This is a genomic window from Phormidesmis priestleyi ULC007 (genome assembly GCF_003003695.1).
GTDB lineage: Bacteria > Cyanobacteriota > Cyanobacteriia > Leptolyngbyales > Leptolyngbyaceae > Phormidesmis_A > Phormidesmis_A priestleyi_A.
Genome location: NZ_PVWG01000065.1, coordinates 1 through 20,075, shown reverse-complemented (window position 1 = coordinate 20,075; position 20,075 = coordinate 1). Strand labels below are relative to the sequence as shown.

Genomic DNA, 20,075 nt, shown 5'->3' with positions numbered 1-20,075 from the left:
GGGCTAATCCCAAGCACCCGTGCCGTATCGCGAATTCCGCTCCCATTCATCGCCATATCGCTGATCTGCTGCTTCACTTGGGGAGCATAGGCGACCTAACTATAATCTTGAATAAACGTGCTGCGCTTACACGCAGAATTTTGGCAACGATAGCGCTGTTTGCCCGCAGCAGTTTTGCCATGCTGAATCACATCAATTCCGTCGCAACTGGGGCAATCAAATGGGCTTCTTTTTCCCCGTCTAAACGCTGCACTCTTGGCTGCTGCCCTTGCTTGTAGCTCAAGACGGCTTCAAATCCTTCCTCCACAAACTGGTGCCGGACTCGCTCAATCGTTGCCACACTCACATCCAGGGCGGCGCTGATGGCTTGGTCTCCCCACCCCCCATCGGCTTGATGCTGATCCGCTTTCAACAAAATTCGAGCACGATTCATTTTGTAGGCAGCCGTTTTGCCCGTTGTGGTCAGTTTCTCAAGGATTTGTCGTTCTTCTGCACTCAGCGTTACCTTGTACTTCTTTGCAGGCATGGTTCCGTTCTCAGGTAGGGGAACGGTGGGTCTTCATTATCCATCATTCCTGCATTGACTGTCTACTAGTTGTCGGAGCGCCCAACCATTTTTTAGTGCTTCTGTCTCGTAAAACGTTCGTGCCTCAGCATTTTTGACCGATATGAGCTTGACATAGTGAGACCAAGGCAAGGAAAAGTGACTTGCGATCGCGGTTGATTCCAATTCCGCAGACGCTGCCTGCGGAATTGTCCAAAGTTGATAAAATCGGCGCATTTGCTCTAAATTGCGCTGAGAAAATCCTCGCCCTAACTGGTTCGTTAAATCGGCTGCCAGACGTTTCATCAAATATTCGCCATAGCCTGCCCGCTGAGCACCGCCCTGCTCATATTCAACGATGCGTCGTCCGATCTCCCAATATGTAGCAGTCATAATGGAATTCACAGAACGTGCCGCCGTGTAGCGAGCTTGCTGCATCAATTCCAAAATTTCTGTCAGAATGGAGGTATATGCAGACAGAGAGGAATCTGTCTCGAATAAGCTTTGCTGCCCTTCGGCAAAGCGATCGTTTTGAGTTTCTTCTGCCACAGGTCACTCTACTTTCAACACGTTAAAATTACCCGTCCAACATAGTAATCAGTCGCCGGAGCTTTCCTGCTGCTTTGCGGGACTGATATCGCTGCTTCGCCTCGTTTAATACTTCTTGCATCAGAGTCTGGTCTTGAGCAACCTGAACCCAAGCTGCCTCTAGAAACACTTCGACCGTGATGCGGTGATCTTTGCAATAACGGGTGAGATCCTGGTCTAGGGCTTTCTCTAGGACAATGGCTGAGTGCCGATGGGTTTCGGGAAACTTTGCTAACTCGGTCTTTAAGTCCTCCAAAGTGTTGCCAGCACTGATGACTGAATCGGATCTATCTTTTGTCCGCAAAGGCTCAACGACCTCGCTTGTCTTCCCTTCCGAGGACTGAGGTTTGGCGATTAAGGGATCATCTCTAAGCGGAACGGCTGCTCGGTTGCGGTTTTGGCGAATCCGATCAAGAACACTGTCAGACATAAGGGTCACATTCCAAGTTTAAAGGAGTAAAGGTTAAAAGATATTAATCTAATTTTAGCTTTTTAGCTAAGTAGCCTTTTGATTTTTTCTAAAAGAACTTCAAATGGATACTCAAGATCAGGAAAGCCCAGTGCGCTTAGAGTGGTGTGTTTATTGATTGCCTGCTTGTACCGTTCCGACTCCCGAATCGAGGGTAGGATGAAATCGTCGCCTACTTCTTCCCGCATCCCATCCACTGCTAAACGACTCTCTTGACTCTGGTTGTTTCCAATCCAGCGATCGCGGAAGGGTACAACGCCCATCATCTGCGCTTGCGTCGCCCCAACATCTTGAAGATTATGAAGTAGATCAAGCGTTCGGACGAGTGAACCGTAGCCTTTAACAGATGCCTCTGATGGAATAACAATGAGATCGGCTGCACCAATGACCGTCAAACAAATTTGCGAGCGCTGAGGAGGAGCATCGATGATACAGACCTTAAATGTGTCTGCAATCGGTTCTAAACGTTTTCGGAGCAGAGTCGCACCGACTCCACTATTAGAAAGGTAATCTTGAACATTATCTAGTTGGTCGTCGGCTGGAATTAAGAAAAGGTTGTCGTTGTCTTCGACTGGATAAATGCTATCTTCAACAGCAACAGATTTTTTGATGAACTCTAGTAGGGTGGGCTGATTAGGTTGTAGCTCAAGACCAAGATAGGTAGTGAGATTATGTTGAGGGTCAGCGTCTACCATCAACGTGGCATACCGATGATGTGGAGTCGTCCGAGCATGAGCGACGCTGTGGTTTTGCCTTGTCCACCAGAGAGGGAGGCGATCGCGATGGTCAGCATACTTGATCATCAGCCAATTCAATTAGTTAATTATTAGGCGAATAGGTATATTTATCAATTGATAAATATATAAATTTAGCTTTTTATTTATTTGGCTCATAGTACCCTTCTACCCCGTTCAATTTGCTTCGCAATACATTCGTGTTTCAAACACTTAGCTGTAAGTAGAACTTATCAGTCAGTGACCGCACATCAAATCGTCCTGGCTAAGGTCAACAATAGTTCGTACACAAACCTTTCGTTTGCTAGCTGCTTTAAGAACCCTTTTAGATTTAGTTGTCAACCGTTTTCCTAAAATAGTTTGGGCACTCAGCAAGAGAAGTTTCTCAATAAGGGCGGTCGATTCTCAGCAAGGCGATTATTTGTTATGAGACCAAAAAATGTACTCTCAAACCAGCATTTTCCCGTTGACGTTAGCATTGAAACGTCAACTAAACTGAAAAAGTAGGATTCAGGAACCGATCGTGCCTAAAGTGAACGGGAAAGGTCAAGCCGCCATTTTGACGAATGACCAAATTGATGCGGTGATCCAACTGTGCAAAAAGCCTTACTGTTTTGCGGTGGAGATCGCGGCTTTCACGGGGTGCCGCATGGGGGAAGCACTACAACTGAGTCAGGCTGTCGCTCTCCACTTTCAAAGCGAGAGAGATAGAAAAATACCCTAAATCAACAGAACTCATTGAGTCAGTTTTTTATTTTGTGTGGTTTTGGCAACAGAACCTGGCTTTATTCTTCAACTAATCGTTTAGAGTTAAGACAGATCTTCTACAGATATGCTAAAAACACTATCAGAAATTTAAGGGATTCTTTTATCTTCAGGTGCAACACGTTGCTTAGTCATGGCAGAAGCAAAGATAGGCATTGGAACCTTAATTAAGAATCGCTATCAAATTCAAGACATTCTTGGGCAGGGAGGGTTCGGACGCACATACTTGGCGCTCGATATCGAGCGTTTTGACGAACCGTGTGTTTTGAAGGAATTTGTGCCGACTCATACAAAACAGTATGCGGTGCAAAAAGCACGAGAACTCTTTGAAAGAGAGGCGAGAATCTTATACAAAATTAATCATCCTCAAATTCCTAAATTTCTGGCATGGTTTGAACATGCTGAGAGTCTGTTCATTGTCCAGGAGTACATTAGCGGTAAGACTTACTTTAGATTGCTAAACGATCGCCTTGCTGCTCAACGCCAACCGTTTTCTCAGGTAGAAGTGAGCCGATGGCTTCAGAACTTGTTGCCCGTTTTAGACTACCTGCATGGAAATGACATTGTTCACCGCGATATTTCTCTCGACAATATTATGCTGCCCGATGGTCAATGGCAGCCTGTGTTGATTGATTTTGGGTTGGTAAAGCAGAGGGTTTCCCAGATTTGGGAGATCACATCAAACAACTCCAGTCCCTTGCACGAAACTTCATTCGTAGGCAAATTTGGTTATTCTCCGCCAGAGCAAATTCGGATGGGGCAATGTTACCCGTGCAGTGACCTTTACTCTTTGGCAGTGACAGCAATTGTCTTGTTAACGGGTAAAGAGCTGAGTCTCTTGATGAATCGGTCTTTAGAGTGGCAATGGCGTTCTCATGCTGAGGTGGATGACCCTCTGGCAGAGATTTTGGACAAAATGCTATCCGAGAAACCGGGCGATCGCTATCAATCTGCCTCAGAAGTCCTGGCTCTGCTACAGCCTGATTCGCCACCCCTGTCTGGGGACGGACTATCTCTGACACTTGAGATTGAGATAGACGAAACCAATAAAAATCTTCAAATTGCCGAGATTGAAGAGACAGACTATTTCAAACAATTGCAGGCACAGGCAGATTTTTTGAGGAGTGAACTCTACACCGACCCTGAACCCCAGGATTCACCAAAGTATCCCGTTTCTAGACTCGACACAGAAGCTATTGAACGGGCTGAGAGTCCTGTTTTCAAGAGCTTACGGTCTGAGGTTTCGTCTGAGGTGCCCTTATCGCCATTGGACTCAGTGTTCCTCGACCATTGTCAGCAAGCCCTTAGCCATTATATTGGGGTGATGGCAACCTGCATTCTTGAAGACACGATCGATGACAATCCTGGCTTTTCTAGAGAGCAACTGATCGAAGCACTCGCTGCTGAAATTCCTCATCCTCAACAAGCCGCTGAGTTTAAGAAGAGTGTTGCGACGGAACTGGAAGCCCAGTTGATGCCTGAATTAAGTCTTGAAATGACAGAAAGTAGTGATCAAGTTTTTGAGCCATTACAACCTGACATCGAGCCTGAAGTCCACCTGCCCCAACTAGATTCAACGTTTCTCAACTACTGCCAGCAAACCCTCAGCCGCTACATCGGCGTGATGGCAAAGTGTATTCTTGAAGATACCCTAGATGACAGCCCTAGCTTGTCTGAAGAGCAACTGGTCGAAGCACTGGCTGCTGCCATCCCTAACCCTCAACAAGCCGCTGAGTTTAAGAAGAAAATTGCCACTGGGCTAGAAGCTCCACCTACGACTGAAACTTCTCAAAAATCGATTCATTCAAGTAGAAAAGTTGGCGGTCAGCTACCAAAACCGATCGCGATCAAGTCAGCAAACTCTCCTCAGCCAGGGGCATCTTTTCGGCTCACCCAGTCGTTTGCAGACCGATGTCAACAGGATCTGACTCGTTGCATCGGTCCAATGGCGAAATACATTGTGGAGGAAACCCTAGAGCAAAATCCCCATCTCTCTGTGCATCAATTAATTGAGACTTTAGCTGCGGAGATTCCTAATGCAAAACAAGCTGCGGAGTTTCGCCAGCGTCTGCTGCTGTCACTAAACGCCTAAGTGACTCGTTAAGCCTGTAGTAAACTGAGGCTAAAATCGTTGTTCCCTGTAGTCTAAGTACCCAGAACCCGTCTAGCCGTGCTAAAAGCAGAGATAGAAATTGGAACCATAATCAAGAACCGCTATCAGATTCAAGGGGTGCTTGGGCGAGGGGGGTTTGGGCGTACCTATCTGGCATCTAACATCGAGCGGTGTGGCGAACTGTGCGTCCTGAAAGTATTTTTGCCCACTGATACGGATCAAGAGGCGATTCAACGATCCCGTAAGCTCTTTGAAAGAGAAGCCAGAGTCTTATATAAAATCAATCATCCTCAAGTTCCTACATTTTTGGCTTGGTTTGAGGAAGCAGAACGATTATTTATCGTGCAGGAATATATTGACGGTAAAACCTATTTCCGTTTATTGAAGGAGCGGCAGAAGCAAGACAACCTCTTTTCTGAATCGGAAGTGATTCAGTGGTTAAAAGATTTGCTGCCAGTGTTAGCCCACTTGCATGAAAACAACATCGTTCATCGCGATATTTCTCCAGACAACATTATGTTGCCTAAAGGTCAGTCTAAGCCAGTGTTGATTGATTTTGGGTTGGTCAAACAAAAGGTGTCTCAGATTTGGGTCAATAATGCTCGATCGGTGGATGAGTCAGAGCATCTTTCGTTTGTCGGCAAATTTGGTTATTCGCCCCCAGAGCAAATTCGGGTGGGGCAATGTTACCCGTGTAGTGACCTTTATGCGCTTGCAGTCACCGCGATCGTTCTTTTAACAGGACGCGAACCGCTGGCTCTAATTGATCAACAGTCCCTTGAATGGCGATGGCAAGCTTATATCAGCAGCGACTCTAAGCTCCGTCCAATTTTGAGCAAAATGCTGGCAGAGAAGCCGATGAATCGTTACCAGTCTGCTCAAGAGGTTTTGTCGCTTTTGGAGCGATCGTCCGAAAATGGGTTCCAGGGTAAAATCCAGCCATCAACTGAACAGTTAGTCACAAACTTATATCCAGCAGAACAAGGTTCTAAGTTTACTTCGGAGTTTATCGAGCTTTGCCAGCAAGAATTGACCCACTCTATTGGTCCAATGGCGAAATACATTCTGGAGGAAATTCTTTTAAACGCCCCAGATCTGTCTTCTAAAGAACTCATTGAAGCAGTCGCCGCTGAAATTCCCAACCCTCAACAAGCGGCTAAGTTTCGGCAACGCCTGCTTTTGTCGCTGTAATAGGTTGCTCTAGTGATCCTGGGAATTGGGTGGTCGATCGACGCTGCGACGACTCTGATCGACACTGCGACGACCACTACGGTACTGCTCTAATCGTTGCATTGCCATCGTCAGGCTCATCTTCATGCGCGAAAAGGTTTCTGCCAGACTACCCACTTCATCATTCGATGTTCGCTCAAATTCTGCGTCTGTGTCGCCCATACTCACAGCTTCTGCAACCTTTGCCATCCGATTTAGAGGACGCACCACATAACGCTTTAGCCAGAAGTTGACTGCCAGAATCGTGGTGGCAAAAATCAGGACGAACACTCCGATCAGCGCCAGAAACGATTTTTGAGCATTTTGAAGCACAGTGGTAGCAGGAACAGAAATCATTTGTGCGCCGATCACTTCATTCAGGTTCCAGCCAAAACCGTTGACTGTGCCATAGCGCTCAATCATGCTCTTAGGCGCAGCCTCTGGTGTACTGTGGCATTGCAGACAAGTTGCTTTAGTAATGGGTAGTGGACGAGCAATATAGAAGAGTTTGCCACTGGGAGAGTCATGAAAGCCCCGCAGCTCTTTGAGATTGGAGTCTTGGCGGAACCGCTCAACTAGTGGCGCTTCAAAGCTATCAGCTTTGTCTCTCAAATTCGTCGGATTCAGGGTGGCTTCTTTGTAGAAAAATTCTTTGTATTCTGGATCGGTTCGCACCTTTTCAAAGACTTCCCGGGCTGAGAAGGCTGGCACAGTTTGAGGTAAAAACTCTGTTGCCAACTTATCTTGTAGCTCTGGCTTAACTTTCGTATCAGTATAGTCTCGCACTGAGTTCATGGTTGTCATTAACATCAGAGCTTTTGAAGTGACTTCATTTTGGGCACTGTTGTTGAGGATCTGCGATAACGCAACACCACTGGTCAGCACTCCTACAGCAAAGACCAGGAGCAAAAGAATGGTCAATTTTTGACCTAACTTAAAGTTGTTCAAAACGGATCGGAAAGGTTTCATCATGGCTGGCTCCATTGAGTTGTTAAATTTCGGAATGGTTTTATCAGATCCCCAACTGCTTCGGAAAATTCGAGGATCTATCGTCTGGCATTCAGCCTTTTAAGACATCAGGTAGCCAGAAGAACATGAGAATCAGAAAACAAACAAGACACAAGCCGATCGTGAAGAAGTCCATAAACTGTTAACACCCGTTTTAATCCATAGATTTGCTGAAAAATTGAGCATTATTCCAACTGTCGTGCTGCCAGTCGCGCAAAGAGTCCGCCGTCCTGCTTTACCAGTTCAGCAAAGTTACCCACCTGCACCACTCGTCCCGATTCCACGACATAAATGCGATCGGCCTCTCGAATCGTACTCAAGCGATGAGCAATTACAATGCGAGTCGCATTCATGCGGGATAAGCTTTCGGTAATAATGGCTTGCGTATTGTTATCGAGCGCGCTGGTTGCTTCGTCCATCAGAATAATTTTGGGTTTTAGAACCAACGCCCGTGCAATCAACAGTCGTTGCCTCTGTCCACCAGAGAGATTGGTTGCCCCTTCACTGATCACAGTATGCATCCCCATCGGCATTTGCTTGATGTCATCTGCAAAACCAGCATTGTTGGCAGCTTCCCACGCCTCATCCATCGTGACCAAGGCTCCGCCTGTAATGATTTGAAAGAGTGCGCCGGTGCTAATTCTGCCGTTTTGCAGCACGACTCCCAGTTGCCGACGAACCGCGTTGACATCTAAACCTGCCAGGTCTTGACCGTCGTAGTAGACAGTGCCAGAGGCGGGGGTTTCAAAGCCGAGCAGCAGTCTAAAGACCGTAGATTTGCCGCTTCCAGACGGCCCAACCACGGCAACAAATTCGCCAGGTTCAGCGTGAATCGTGACATCATCTAGAATCAGCGGTCCATCCTCACGGTAGCGGAAGGTGACATGCTCTAACGCCAGCCGCCCGGTGAGCCTGCCCGGATCGGTTTTGCTAGCGTCTACCTCCGGTTCAGCTTGGACAATGGACTGTGCCCGCTCCCACAGAGGAATGATGTTCAAGGTGTTAATTAAAGTGTTGCTCAGGTCTCTTGCGCCTTGAATAAAAATGCCAAAGGCGGCATTAAATGCCAGAAAGACTCCAGCACTCAGCCCAAGCCCTGCCTGCCCCTGAGACTGCTGAATAAAGAGAATCGCAAACCAGAAGAGGAGAACAGCGCTGACCGTGGGCAGCACTTCATTGAATACGGCGACACTATCATCAATCCGCTGAGATTTCGCCAGCAGTTTCTTCTGTTGACTATATTTTTTGCCCCAATAAGCAAAGGCACGTTCTTCAGCAGCAGCCACTCGCAGCTTGGCAACCCCATTGATCAGTTGTACGGTCAGCCCCAGCATTAAGCCATCTAGCTGCTGGAGAGGACGAACCTGGCGCAGGTTGAGCATACTAGAAGACACCGTGACAAAGATGGCGATAAACGCTAGAACGCAAGCGATCAGAGCTAACTGCCAACTGTAGACGAACATCAGTCCCAGGTTGAGGAGCGCAAAGACGCTGCTAAAAACGGTGCGAAGAGTTGCGCCGCTCACCTGCCGCCGGATCTTGCCAACAGATAGCACGCGAGATTGAATATCCCCTGAAGAATACTGCCGGAAGAAAGAGGGCTTGAGACTGAGTAAGTTATCCCAAACGGCGGGTTGAAGAGTTGCGTCGGCAGCGGTTTCGACTCGCAAACTGACAATTCCCCGCGCCATTTCAAAGGCAGATTGACCGATCGCGACCGCAAACAGAGCCAGTCCAATTTGTAAGAGCAAGCCGCGATCGCTGTCTGGGATCGCACTATCAATTAAAATTGCGGTCGCCTGGGGAATCACCATGCCCAGTAGGGTTGCCGCCAGCCCGGTCACCACCAGCAGGATAAGGTCGAGTTGATGTCCTTTAAGGCTAAAGAACAGCAAATCCAGGGGGCGCTTCACGTTGTCAGCCAGGGGGCGGTAGAACATGAAGGCTTCCGGCGACAGGGAGGCAGCGACCCTTTCATTCACTGCAAACCGCTGCTGGCTCACGGGGTCAAATAACTCATAGTGACCAGAAGCCCCTGGAAGTAAGGCAACCGGTTCGTGACTCTGGAGGGTATAGGCAAGTAAAGGTCCGTTGTCCCGTTGCCACCACCGATTGGTCAAAAGGACTCTCCGCATCCGTAACCGGGAAGCACGGGCGATCGCCTCTAGGGGGTCTTTGACTCGGTTGAGTTCTTCTGAGCGGGCAGGCGGTTGAATGGTGACATCCATCGCTCTGCCAACGGCACCCGCAGCAATCAGCAGCGGTGTGCCCTCGGAGGAGAGAGGAGCGATGCCCTGGGGCTTAAGGACAGAAGCAAGTTCGTCTAAGGTAGACTCTGTGACTTGGCGATTCAGCAGTTCTCTTTCTTGAAACCGCCGAAAGGCTGCCTCTGTGGTCTGTTGCTCAATGATGTCAAGGCAATGGAGGAAATATCCATGCAATTGTTCTAAACCAGCCACTAGAGTATCTAGATCCTCCAGTTCATGGATCTCTAGAAGGGCAATTTCGATCGTGTCTTCTGCTTGCAGCCACATCCCAACGCCAAACGGCATCCCGGCTGACGTGGGATTCAAGGGAAAGGCTTCAAGCCCCATCCATCGGGCAGATCCCTGCTGCACCTGCACCCACGAAACCGTCCCTTTCAAAGGCTGGAAGGTTTGACCCGGTGTCAGGGAAAGGAATTTTCGACCGATCGTCTGCACACTCAAGGCGGTATTTTCAACGGGTTTCAGCGCTGCACTCAAGTGATGGATCCAGGTTTCTAGCAAGGGAATGGCTGAAAAATCGGGAGCGATCGTCTGATCCCCTAAATGCCAGAGAGAACATTTCAGTAGCTCTGTTTCTTCAATGGCGACTGCCAAAAGCCCGCGACATTGTTCGCTGTCTCGATCGATCGCCATGCCAAACAATGCCTCTCCAGCATTAGCACTGAAGAGATGTTGGCGAGCCCCGTTCGGGACACCATCCATCAGGGCAACCGTAAATAAAGACATCGAACCAGTGCGAATCAGCCAAAACGCTTCCGGATCGTCCAGCAGTAGAGGTTGATTGCCCTTAAGTTTGAATAGCTGCGGCTGCAACTCCTTATCATCCAGTTGTTTAAGCATGGCTGTTCTCCTGCAATGCTCCGCCCTCGCGGTGAATCAATCGGGCGTATGCGCCTCCCTGCTGACTTAATGCTTCGTGCGTACCTCTTTGAACCACCTTGCCCCGTTCTAGAACGATGATTTCATCACAGTCTCTAATAGTGCTCAGGCGGTGGGCGACCACAATGCAGGAACAACCCCGTCTGCGGAGGTTGCGATCGATGATCAGTTCAGTTTCAGCATCGAGGGCGCTGGTGGCTTCATCTAGAACTAGTATCGATGGATTTCTGACCAACGCCCTGGCGATTTCTAGACGCTGCCGCTGTCCGCCGCTGATGTTGGCACCTGCTTCGATCAACTCCGCATCATACCCACCTGGCATCAGGAGTACGAGGTCATTGATAGCGGCATCTTTGCAAGCTTGAATGATGTCATTGCGCGGGACGGTCTCATCCCAAAGCGTTAGGTTGTCGGCAACAGTGCCAGCAAACAGGAAGATGTCCTGCTCTACCATTGCAACCGAATTAGCCAGCACAGACCGAGGAAGCTGCGATCGCAGCTTGCCGTCAAACAGAATCTCTCCTGACCAGGGTTCATACAGTCCGCACACCAGCTTGGCAAGAGTAGACTTGCCCGAACCACTGCCGCCTACCAGCGCCACCCGTTCCCCCGGTTTGACGGTGAGGCTAAAATCTTCAATTAAGGGGCCGTCCAGTCGGCTGTAGCCAAAGGTGACATTGTTCAACTCGACATACCCCTGCAAGCGAAACGAATCTACATCAACCCGATAGGCGGTATCTTTGCGATTAGCTTCTGGATCGGTGGGGTTTTGCAGCACGTCATCCAGGCGGTTTAGGTCGCCTTCTAGTTCCTGAAGCGTGCTGCCAAAGTTGACAAGGCTGTTTACGGGTGCGAGGAAACTCCCCATCAAAAGCTGGAAAGCAATCAGCATCCCGATCGTCAGGTCGCCATTCATCACTCGCAGACCGCCCACGACCAGAATCGATGCCGTGGTTAAGGTGCCTAACAAGGTGGGTAAGACTGAGAGAATCTGGTTTTGCAGGGCGAGTTGCTGTTGCGAGTTGACTGCCTTGGCGTAGTAGCCTGCAAACTTGGCAAACAGGTCAGACTCTAAGCCAGATGCCTTGACGGTTTCCATAGTTTGAATGCCGCCGATCGCCACCCCAGACACTTTGCCATACTCCTGTGCCAATCTCAGGTTGGCATCGACACGCGAGCGGGAAAGTAGCTGCAAAGCAAAGAAATTGATCCCAGCAAAAAAGAAGCCAATTAATGTCAATACCCAGTCATAGAAGAACATGAGGATGGCATAGAAGATAATCATCACCGCATCAATAACCGTCGTCGCCAAACGACCGGAGAGAATCTGTGCGACTTTATCGTTCATGTCTAAGCGGCTGCTGATCTCCCCGGCAAACCGTTGGGCATAGAAGCCGACGGGTAAGCGTAAGGTATGCCAGAGAAACTGTCCCGACATCCCGATCGACAGCTTTAACATCAGCCGCCGCAAGTAATATAGCCGCAAGCGGGCTAAAAGCCCAATCAGGACAACCGTCATTAACATACCCACCACTAACAGGCGCAGCCATTCCTGTCTGCCCTGAACCAGAACTTCATCGACAAACACCTGCGTGAAAGCCGGGATTGCCAACCGGGGAAGCGTGAGCAACAGACCCGCGATCAGGCAATACAACAACGCACCTCGAACTCCAGCTAGTCGAACACTCAAGCTTTCGAGGATACTGGGTTTACGTCCACCTTTACTAAAATTGGCACCGGGTTCCATGACCAGCACAACGCCAGTATACGCTTGGTCAAATTCCTGTAGGGAAACTGTTCGGGGCCCAGTCGCGGGATCGTTGAGATACACCCGATCTTGACCAAACCCTTCCAGCACCAGAAAGTGATTGAAATTCCAAAAAACAATGTAGGGAGGACGCGAATCTTTCAGGGTGTCCAGCGGTTTTTGTAAGCCTTTGGCTTGCAACCCATAGTGTCTTGCCGCTTTTACCACATTGGATGCTTTACTCCCGTCTCGTGATACGCCGCACTCTTGCCGCAGCTCTGTCAGTGGCACGATCCGACCGTAGTAGCCCAACATAATTCCTAGAGCGGCGGCACCACATTCGACTGCCTCCATTTGTAGGAGGGTTGGGGTTTTGACCCTGCCAGGGGCGCTTGGCTCGAAAAGTTTGAAACCCAAGATGCTTGCCATGTGACTGATTAATCTACGAGGAGGATTGAGCGATCGCGAATGTGCAAATCAACTGTCAACAAGTGATTTCAGTAGAGGAATGATGTAGCTGATCGGACTTTGCTCTCCCACTTTGACCCGGACAGTGGTGGTGGTGGCAGCAGAAAGCTTTTGTTGGGGGCCCTTAGAGGAAGACCACTGATAGCCGCTTTCGGTGGTGGGGTCTTCCTGAAGTTGGGCAAAGACTTCGAGATTGCGATCGCCAGACATCAGACTTTTAACCGTTTCCTCATTACCAATCAGCACCAATGCGCCTTGAGGAGTCGCAGGTAGGGATGAAACACTCGTCACCGATCCGGTAACCCCACCAAATCGCTCCCGCTTAACGGTGCTAGGAGTCACCTGAACGGGCATTCCTGGCTTAATGCGTTTGCCATCCTGAACGGCAAAGTAGGTCACGCTGACCAACTTATCAGACGGAGTTTCTACATTCAGCGTGGCAATATTACTGCCAGTAGAGATGACTTGCCCCGGTTTTGCGGCAATTTCTTCCACCCTACCGCTGTACCCGCTCTGAATCTTACTCTTTTCCTTTAGTTCCACTTCCAGGCGAGCAATGTTGCGCTTAACTTCCTGAATCCGATTTTGCCGAGTATGATTAGACTCTAGGTTTTGTTGAGCAAAGCTCGTTTCCTGACTGTCTAACTCGCGTAACTGCGCTTCGATTCCAGACATGCTGGTCAAACTTGCTAAATATTGCCGTTCAGCCTCTGCTTCTTTGGCACCAATCCGCTTCAGTTGGGATTGAGCATCGGCAAGCACCGCCTGGTTACTCAGATATTCTTGTTGTGCCTGCAACACCAATTCGCTGGAAACGGCACCTTCCTGAAGGAGTTGCTGCCGTTTTTTGACCCGATCTTGAAGAACCGGAAGTAATGTCTGCAACGACTGCACTCGCTGCTGTGAGTTTTGGCGATCGGATTGCAGCGATTCTAGATCTTTGTCTCTCAAAATCGGGGTTAGGCTTTGAGCATTCTGTAGGCTTTTTAGAAGGGTCTGCTGCTGCTGGGCACTGGACTTTCCTTCGCGTTCGAGCCGCTGCCCTTGGAGTGAACTGGCTTGCTGATTTTGGTCTTGGAGTTCTGAGAGTTTGTTTAATTCTTGCTGCAATTGCTTTTTAAGCTCTGGATCGGGATCGAGCGTGGCCAGGATATCGCCCTTCTTCACTGAGTCTCCAGCCTTAACGTCGATCGTCAATATCTGCCCAGCACTTCGGGTTTGCACCAGCACAACCTTTTGAGGACGAATCAACACACCTTGCCCAGTCACCGTCATAGGAAGCCGTCCAACAATGCTCCAGACGATCGCGACAAACGTCAGCCCGCCCAGAGTGACTAAGGGCAACCACGATTTAGGTCCAACGACTTGCATCAGTTGGTCTAACTGTTCTGGAGACGATAAACGCTCTAGGGATTCTTTCCTGAATAGGTCACGCTTTTGGTCTAACATTTGCCATCACCCCAATTACATTGCAAGTCAAAATCAGTGATTCGTTACCGCTACTCTTATTGCCTTGACGACCCCTTTGAAACCTGCACTCAATCCGTCACGCTCCTTTCACGTTGAGGCATTTTAGCAACCAGTCAAATCTCGCTCCAGCCAACGAAACGTGATCTAAAACATTGAAGTCTAATTCGTCCTGGTATTCGATGCTGTCATCCAACACTTGTCCTTCGTCATAGGTGCGTCTGCCATATCCCAGGCGGCTACTGATGTCGCGCAAGCGATTTAAGAGCAAAATCGAAATCACCCGATAGAAGTGAGACGCAAACACCTCATCTTGATGCAGCTTGATAACTAGTTGTTGCTTGGGAACCATCAACACCAGAGAATCTTCGTGCGCTTTAATCGTGGTTTCTGGGGGGCGATCGTCTACAAAAGGCATTTCTCCCGCAATGTCACCCCGCAGCAATCTAGCAATCTCACGATCGGAGTCATCCCCGCTGTCTAAGGAGGCAAAGACGATCGCTAAGGGGTTATTGTCATCATCCGAAATCGAGACGGTCATGGTGCCATTGAGCAGGATATATAGCCCGTCAACGGGTCTGCCCTTATGGATTAGGATTCTGCCAGCCGGAATTTCTTCTCGTTGCCCAGCAGCAATGATCCAATCGATATCGCTATCGCTCAGTTCCCCAAACACAAACAAGACTTCTCTGATTTGAGAGCTTTGAGCAAACCTGCTGTAGCCGAGCTGGTTGACCACAGACCGCAGTCGGTTAGAAAGAAGAATGGCGATCGCCCGGTACAAGTGAGCCGCAAAACTGATATCCTGCTGTAGTTTTGCAGTGATCTGACTTTGCGAAATCGATAAGACGAGCGAGTCTTCGAGCGCTCTAATAACGGTAAAGGGAGCACGAGAGTCTAGAAAGCATTCTTCACCGACTAGTTCACCGCTAGACAAGCGAGCGATCTCTCGTTCCGTGGTGTCCCGCCCTTCTAAAGCCGAAAAAGCAAGGGCTAAAGGGTCACTTTCTGCCTGGGGAATCGCAACGGTCAATGCTCCTTCTAGAACGAGGTACAGGTTGTCAGCAGCTTCATTTTGCTGAAGCAAGACCTCACCCGCTGCTATTTCCTCGCGCTTTCCGGTAGCGATCATCCAATTAATGTCGCTGTTACTTAATTCTTGAAGTAGAACTTCTGTCATAACCCATAACACCTTATGTTTTACTCACGACACGAGGATGCTTAATTGATGCAGACCCACGAGGCAAGGCTTTGTGCTCTGTCAAGCTTCAGGAGAGTAACGGGCTGAATGTGATCCATCTTTACAGTTCGTCAAATTAGGTGGGGCGATCGTTAAAGTAAACAGACCGAGCATCTAACTAACAAACAAACTGCATACACAAGCACCTACAACCGGTTTCATTTGCACATCAGCCACTACTCAACTTCGATCAATTGGAACGTACTTTGAATCTGGGCTTTCGACACCCCCCCCTGCCACCGCTTCTAAAGTTTCATCCGATATCTCGGTTTCGGCTGAGAAGTTTGCCCCGGCTGATGCCTTTGCCCCGGCTGATGCCTTAATTTCTGCTAGCGTTCTGTTTTGGTGTACTGGCTTATCTTTCATGCGATCGGTTGACATAGATCCTCCTGATAGATTTGATGAATGGAACGAGTTCTGCTTCTTTTAACCTTGCTGCTAACCGCTGACTGTGAGCGATTATACATCTGGGACGACAAAACTCTTTATCTAGCCAAATATGAAGCTTTCCGGGTGAGATGTAAAGCCTCCTAGAAAGATGAATGAGAGGAAACCTAGAATTCTCAATTGATTGTATTGGGAAACCTAGATCAATTACCTTCTTGCGAATCAAAACAGCTTAAAAGCTTTGGTGTGGCTTAAGCATTCTCAATAAGATCTGAATTTTTTGGGACTCCTATTGGTTGTATTCAGTACTATAGAAATCTCTAAAGCGATTGTAAATGTAGAAAAGTTTAGGAAAGTTGAGGAGTTTTTCAAAAAACGTCTGACTGATGGCGATTCTCACTCGCAGGCTACACGTCTTAGGCTTCTGACCCAGTAGCTGCACTCCGCTCAAAACAGAATTAACAAATCTTATTCATGCTCTTCGGAATTCAGGTCTATTCTGCTGCAAAACGAACTCGCTGTAGTTTGATAGATCATTTAGTCCAGTCAGATTCAGAATCATCTCAGCAAGCAACCAGACGGTGAGGTGTATCAGCAGTTCTTTCCAGTTAACTCGAAGTTTCATAGTTGCCTCCTAAATCAAAGTTTCTGATTTTTAAGATGAGCTATGTTCTTATCCAAATGAGTTCAAACAATAGGCTGATGGCTTTGCTTAAAATGCTTTTGGCAGACATCCACCAAGAATCAAGCTAACTGCGGTTCGGTAATGCTTGATTTCTTTGTTGTCCTTACGGTAGGCAAGATCTAGCCCACTCACAATCTAGAAGTTTTGAGCTAAATTCAGGAGTTTAGTTGTTTTAATTCAGTTGAAAAAAGCGAGATAATTCAGAAGAGTTCAGAAAAATTTAGGTGAAGGATGTGACGGACGATCGATTCCTGTACTTAAAAAGCAAGAGTCTGTAGTTCGCACTTGATCAGTTCAATCACTCACCTGGAACTACCCATTCTGATTCTATCAGGGTGCGATTCCTGAATTTTACTGAGGATACCTATATGGTAATTATGGTTAATGTTGCTTATAGTGATTTCAATAACTGATTTTAACCCCTGTTGTGTGTTCAGTACTGCTGACGAAGCCAAGTTAAAAATAATACAAGTTAAGCTCACTCCATCTGAATAGCATTATTCAATGTTGGACTGATGTTGACTGTGCAGGATATGGCATATTGAATCGATTGATTTGCAGAACCCAATCACACTTTTACATTGAGGTGCTTCATGTCTCAGATTGTGTCTGTTCACTCCTTTCGGGGCGGGACTGGTAAATCAAACACAACGGCTAATTTAGCGGCGATCGTGGCGGGTATGGGAAAGCGGGTTGGTATCATTGATACAGATATCCAATCTCCTGGAATTCATATCCTGTTTGGGCTGAATGTAGAGAAGATTAAGCTGACGTTGAATGATTATTTGTGGGGTCGTTGCAAGATTGAAGACTGTGCTTATAACGTCAGCCCTGAAAAAATCACGAAGGCAAATGGCAGCATTTTCCTGATTCCTTCTAGTGTCAAAGTAGGCGAGATTGCTCGTATTTTGAAGGATGGCTATAACGTTCGTCTGCTGAACGACGGATTTCGGCAACTGATTCGCAATCTTAATTTAGATTACCTCTTTATTGACACCCATCCTGGAATTAACGAAGAGACGTTACTTTCAATCACAATCTCTAACACTCTCGTGATTATTATGCGCCCCGATCGTCAAGATTTTCAGGGCACCGCAGTCACCGTGGAGTTAGCCAGGAAGTTGAAGGTTCCTAAAATGTTACTGTTGGTTAACAGAGTATTACAAAGTTTGAATTTTGACGAAGTGCGGCAACTCGTCGAAAAGACCTACAATTCACCTGTAGCCGGAATTTTGCCAAACTGCGATGAGATGATGAAGCTTGCCAGTAGTGACCTTTTCTGCTTGCGTTATCCAGATCATTCTCTCACTCAGGAATTGAAAAAGGTGGCGAAGCAGGTGCTTGAGGAAGACAAAAAGCCCCAAGCACCTGCTTCAGTGTTGTCTAAATTCAGGTGGACAGGTCGTTAATTTGGAGACAACTCACAGACAGACGTTGAGAAGCAATATTCTTGCTGCCCACGGGGCTGACATTGCACAAGTAGAGGAACTGCTTGCTTACAGTGAGAATGTCTTTGCTCAAGGTCGTCTGAATCTTCCTCTAAATTTCCCTTTAGAGTCTGAACTGCATGTTGCTACGTGGATGCAGTATGCTGCGATCGCCCATGAGATAGGCACGTTTGAGGCTTTGAAGCAGCGACTCGTGCAGTTACAATTTCCCATTCAAGCGGGAATAAGCCAAACCGAGGCTTATCGGATTGTCACGCGCAAGGGCGGGTTAACCGATCAGATGCCTGAAGCAACAGGTCTGGTCTTGCAACAGCCAGACCCGTTAGAGCTATTGATCCACCAGAGTTTGGCGGGGGCTATCCCCGTCCTGATTGTCAAACATCGGCAGGATTTTGTTTCCCTGGTGCAGGCACTTGCTATGCGAAACGAACCCAAGCTTGTGCCTGATTCGATGGGAGCCTGTATTGTTTCCGGTTTCAACAATTGGGATCGAATTCGTCAGTATCGCAAACAATGGGAAACTGCAAACCCGATCGCCGCTTCTGACAATGATTGGGCAGCGGAGTTCCAGCGTTTGGCACCTCAAAAAGCGCTCTATCAAGATCGGTTCATTATTCTCAGTGATGGTTTCTACAGTGCGATAACCGCTTCAGATATGGGGTTGGAAGAGGTAGAATGGCGACGCTTATCCTTGATCATCCGCCTAGAGCATGAGTGTACTCATTACTTTACCTATCGTGTGCTTGGCTCCATGCACAATCATCTGTTGGATGAGCTAATCGCTGATTACCGAGGAATTGTAGCTGCCGCCGGACGATATCAAGCTGACTGGTTTTTGCGGTTTATCGGATTGGAATCGTTCCCACATTATCGGGAAGGTGGACGGTTACAGAACTATCGAGGTCAACCACCACTTTCAGACGGCGCATTTAAGGTGCTAGGGGCACTGGTGCAAGCTGCGGCAAGAAATTTAGAACGCTTTGATGTTAATTACAGAAGTGAACTTAAACATCCTCATCAAGAAGCTTTGGTCACGATCGCTCTCACTCGTTTAACCCTGGAAGAACTGGCTTCAGAGGCAGGCGATCGGCTGCTTCAAACAGTTTGCTTTGAACTCGCAACTGGATTCTAAAATAGAAATCCCACCTTGAAAGTGGGATGAGTGGGCGATTTAAGTTAAAGCTAGCAGGCTAATTCAAGTTAGTTGAAGGGTCTCTTTAAGAGCAAAACTATGCTGTAGCTTCAGGTTGGCAATCGCTAGAAGCTCGGTAAAGATGGCTTGTTTACGCTAACTGCCACGCCGCCACCAATACCAGCACCAACAGATGCAATTCCATTTGAGAAAGCACCTGTAAATGCCTGAGTGTTAGTGAAAGCTAATTCACTACCTTGAGCAATGGCACCAACATCGATACCGACACTAGCGACTCCACCAGCAACCGCTTCTAAATCCTGCTCAGAAAGTTCAATGTCACTTTCTTGAGATTGAGCAAGTTTGTCTGACATGATGGTTCTCCTGTTGTTGTGTAATGAGGTTGAGTAATTTTTTGAGTTCGGTCATCTAATTTCAGAAATCGGATTCCCTTCTGGCACTCCAGAACCGAAACCCGATTTCTTGAGAGGGTTTTAGCCAGCGATCGAAGCCGAGTGTGCTTGACCCGAAGCAAGATTAAAGCCAGGAACCGAGATGGTTTGTGTATCGGCGCTGTTAGCAGTTGCAGCAAAGTTGTTACCAAAAGCAACGCCAGTAGCATCAGCAAAGGAAAGAGCAACTCCACCAGCGACTGCATCTAAATCTTGTTCGGACAGTTCGATGCTGGTTTCTTGAGATTGAGCAAGTTTGTCTGACATGATGGTTCTCCTAATAGTTGTGAATTGGAATTGAGTAAGGACTTGACGAGCAGTGGAACAGAAGCGTGAATCTAACCAGCGATCGAAGCCGAGTGTGCTTGACCCGAAGCAAGATTAAAGCCAGGAACTGAGATGGTTTGTGTATCGGCGCTGTTAGCAGTTGCAGCAAAGTTGTTACCGAAAGCAACACCCGTAGCATCAGCGAA

Annotated in this window: 17 protein-coding genes and 1 pseudogene; 5 read left to right on the top strand and 13 right to left on the bottom strand. The window is 48.0% G+C overall.

What is annotated here, in order from left to right:
- The 5 genes and pseudogenes from C7B65_RS29000 to C7B65_RS24840 all read right to left on the bottom strand — a co-directional run.
- Positions 1-197 (bottom strand): annotated as a pseudogene (locus C7B65_RS29000) (IS1-like element transposase); the annotation flags it as partial.
- On the bottom strand, positions 188-526 hold the full coding sequence (locus C7B65_RS24855) for a helix-turn-helix domain-containing protein (RefSeq protein ID WP_106254201.1): 339 nt from the start codon (positions 524-526) through the stop codon (positions 188-190). The pseudogene C7B65_RS29000 and the gene C7B65_RS24855, both read right to left, overlap by 10 nt.
- A 36-nt stretch (positions 527-562) precedes the next feature.
- Positions 563-1,093, bottom strand: coding sequence for a DUF1016 N-terminal domain-containing protein (locus tag C7B65_RS24850; protein ID WP_219898730.1), 531 nt, complete (start codon positions 1,091-1,093; stop codon positions 563-565).
- Between the two features lie 28 nt (positions 1,094-1,121).
- Positions 1,122-1,562 carry a carboxysome distribution maintenance protein McdB gene (locus C7B65_RS24845; protein ID WP_106254200.1) on the bottom strand — a complete coding sequence of 147 codons (441 nt, stop codon included), beginning with the start codon at positions 1,560-1,562 and terminating at the stop codon, positions 1,122-1,124.
- A gap of 62 nt (positions 1,563-1,624) precedes the next feature.
- Positions 1,625-2,404 carry a ParA family protein gene (locus tag C7B65_RS24840; RefSeq protein ID WP_244913288.1) on the bottom strand — a complete coding sequence of 260 codons (780 nt, stop codon included), beginning with the start codon at positions 2,402-2,404 and terminating at the stop codon, positions 1,625-1,627.
- 454 nt (positions 2,405-2,858) lie between these two features.
- Between C7B65_RS24840 and C7B65_RS24835 the strand changes: the two genes are divergently transcribed.
- From C7B65_RS24835 to C7B65_RS24825, 3 genes are all read left to right on the top strand, one after another.
- Positions 2,859-3,059 carry a hypothetical protein gene (locus C7B65_RS24835; protein WP_106254199.1) on the top strand — a complete coding sequence of 67 codons (201 nt, stop codon included), beginning with the start codon at positions 2,859-2,861 and terminating at the stop codon, positions 3,057-3,059.
- A gap of 174 nt (positions 3,060-3,233) precedes the next feature.
- Positions 3,234-5,192 (top strand): serine/threonine-protein kinase, encoded by a 1,959-nt coding sequence (locus C7B65_RS28560; protein WP_219898729.1) that lies wholly within the window; start codon positions 3,234-3,236, stop codon positions 5,190-5,192.
- Positions 5,193-5,270: 78 nt separating this feature from the next.
- Positions 5,271-6,404, top strand: coding sequence for a serine/threonine protein kinase (locus C7B65_RS24825; RefSeq protein ID WP_106254198.1), 1,134 nt, complete (start codon positions 5,271-5,273; stop codon positions 6,402-6,404).
- A gap of 9 nt (positions 6,405-6,413) precedes the next feature.
- Here the strand turns inward: C7B65_RS24825 and C7B65_RS24820 are convergent, their stop codons facing one another.
- The 6 genes from C7B65_RS24820 to C7B65_RS24795 form a co-directional block, all read right to left on the bottom strand.
- Positions 6,414-7,394 carry a Tll0287-like domain-containing protein gene (locus tag C7B65_RS24820; protein WP_106254197.1) on the bottom strand — a complete coding sequence of 327 codons (981 nt, stop codon included), beginning with the start codon at positions 7,392-7,394 and terminating at the stop codon, positions 6,414-6,416.
- A 221-nt stretch (positions 7,395-7,615) separates the two neighbouring features.
- Positions 7,616-10,537: an NHLP bacteriocin export ABC transporter permease/ATPase subunit gene (locus C7B65_RS24815; RefSeq protein ID WP_106254196.1), complete on the bottom strand. Its 2,922-nt coding sequence runs from the start codon at positions 10,535-10,537 to the stop codon at positions 7,616-7,618.
- Entirely contained in the window at positions 10,530-12,752 is a 2,223-nt protein-coding gene (locus tag C7B65_RS24810) for an NHLP family bacteriocin export ABC transporter peptidase/permease/ATPase subunit (protein WP_106254195.1), read from the bottom strand. Before C7B65_RS24810 ends, C7B65_RS24815 begins: the two co-directional genes overlap by 8 nt.
- A gap of 48 nt (positions 12,753-12,800) precedes the next feature.
- Positions 12,801-14,240, bottom strand: a complete 1,440-nt coding sequence (locus tag C7B65_RS24805; protein ID WP_106254194.1) for an NHLP bacteriocin system secretion protein — start codon at positions 14,238-14,240, stop codon at positions 12,801-12,803.
- Positions 14,241-14,337: 97 nt separating this feature from the next.
- Positions 14,338-15,438: a cyclic nucleotide-binding domain-containing protein gene (locus C7B65_RS24800; RefSeq protein WP_106254193.1), complete on the bottom strand. Its 1,101-nt coding sequence runs from the start codon at positions 15,436-15,438 to the stop codon at positions 14,338-14,340.
- 240 nt (positions 15,439-15,678) lie between these two features.
- Entirely contained in the window at positions 15,679-15,879 is a 201-nt protein-coding gene (locus C7B65_RS24795) for a hypothetical protein (RefSeq protein ID WP_106254192.1), read from the bottom strand.
- 1,284 nt (positions 15,880-17,163) lie between these two features.
- On the opposite strand from C7B65_RS24795, the gene C7B65_RS24790 reads away from it, so the two are divergent.
- Positions 17,164-17,979 (top strand): MinD/ParA family ATP-binding protein, encoded by an 816-nt coding sequence (locus C7B65_RS24790; RefSeq protein ID WP_106254191.1) that lies wholly within the window; start codon positions 17,164-17,166, stop codon positions 17,977-17,979.
- Position 17,980: 1 nt separating this feature from the next.
- Positions 17,981-19,150: a DUF7005 family protein gene (locus C7B65_RS24785; RefSeq protein WP_106254190.1), complete on the top strand. Its 1,170-nt coding sequence runs from the start codon at positions 17,981-17,983 to the stop codon at positions 19,148-19,150.
- 125 nt (positions 19,151-19,275) lie between these two features.
- Here the strand turns inward: C7B65_RS24785 and C7B65_RS24780 are convergent, their stop codons facing one another.
- Positions 19,276-19,524: a hypothetical protein gene (locus C7B65_RS24780; protein ID WP_106254189.1), complete on the bottom strand. Its 249-nt coding sequence runs from the start codon at positions 19,522-19,524 to the stop codon at positions 19,276-19,278.
- Positions 19,525-19,644: 120 nt separating this feature from the next.
- Positions 19,645-19,869 carry a CTB family bacteriocin gene (locus tag C7B65_RS24775; RefSeq protein ID WP_106254188.1) on the bottom strand — a complete coding sequence of 75 codons (225 nt, stop codon included), beginning with the start codon at positions 19,867-19,869 and terminating at the stop codon, positions 19,645-19,647.
- Between the last annotated feature and the right edge of the window lie 206 nt (positions 19,870-20,075).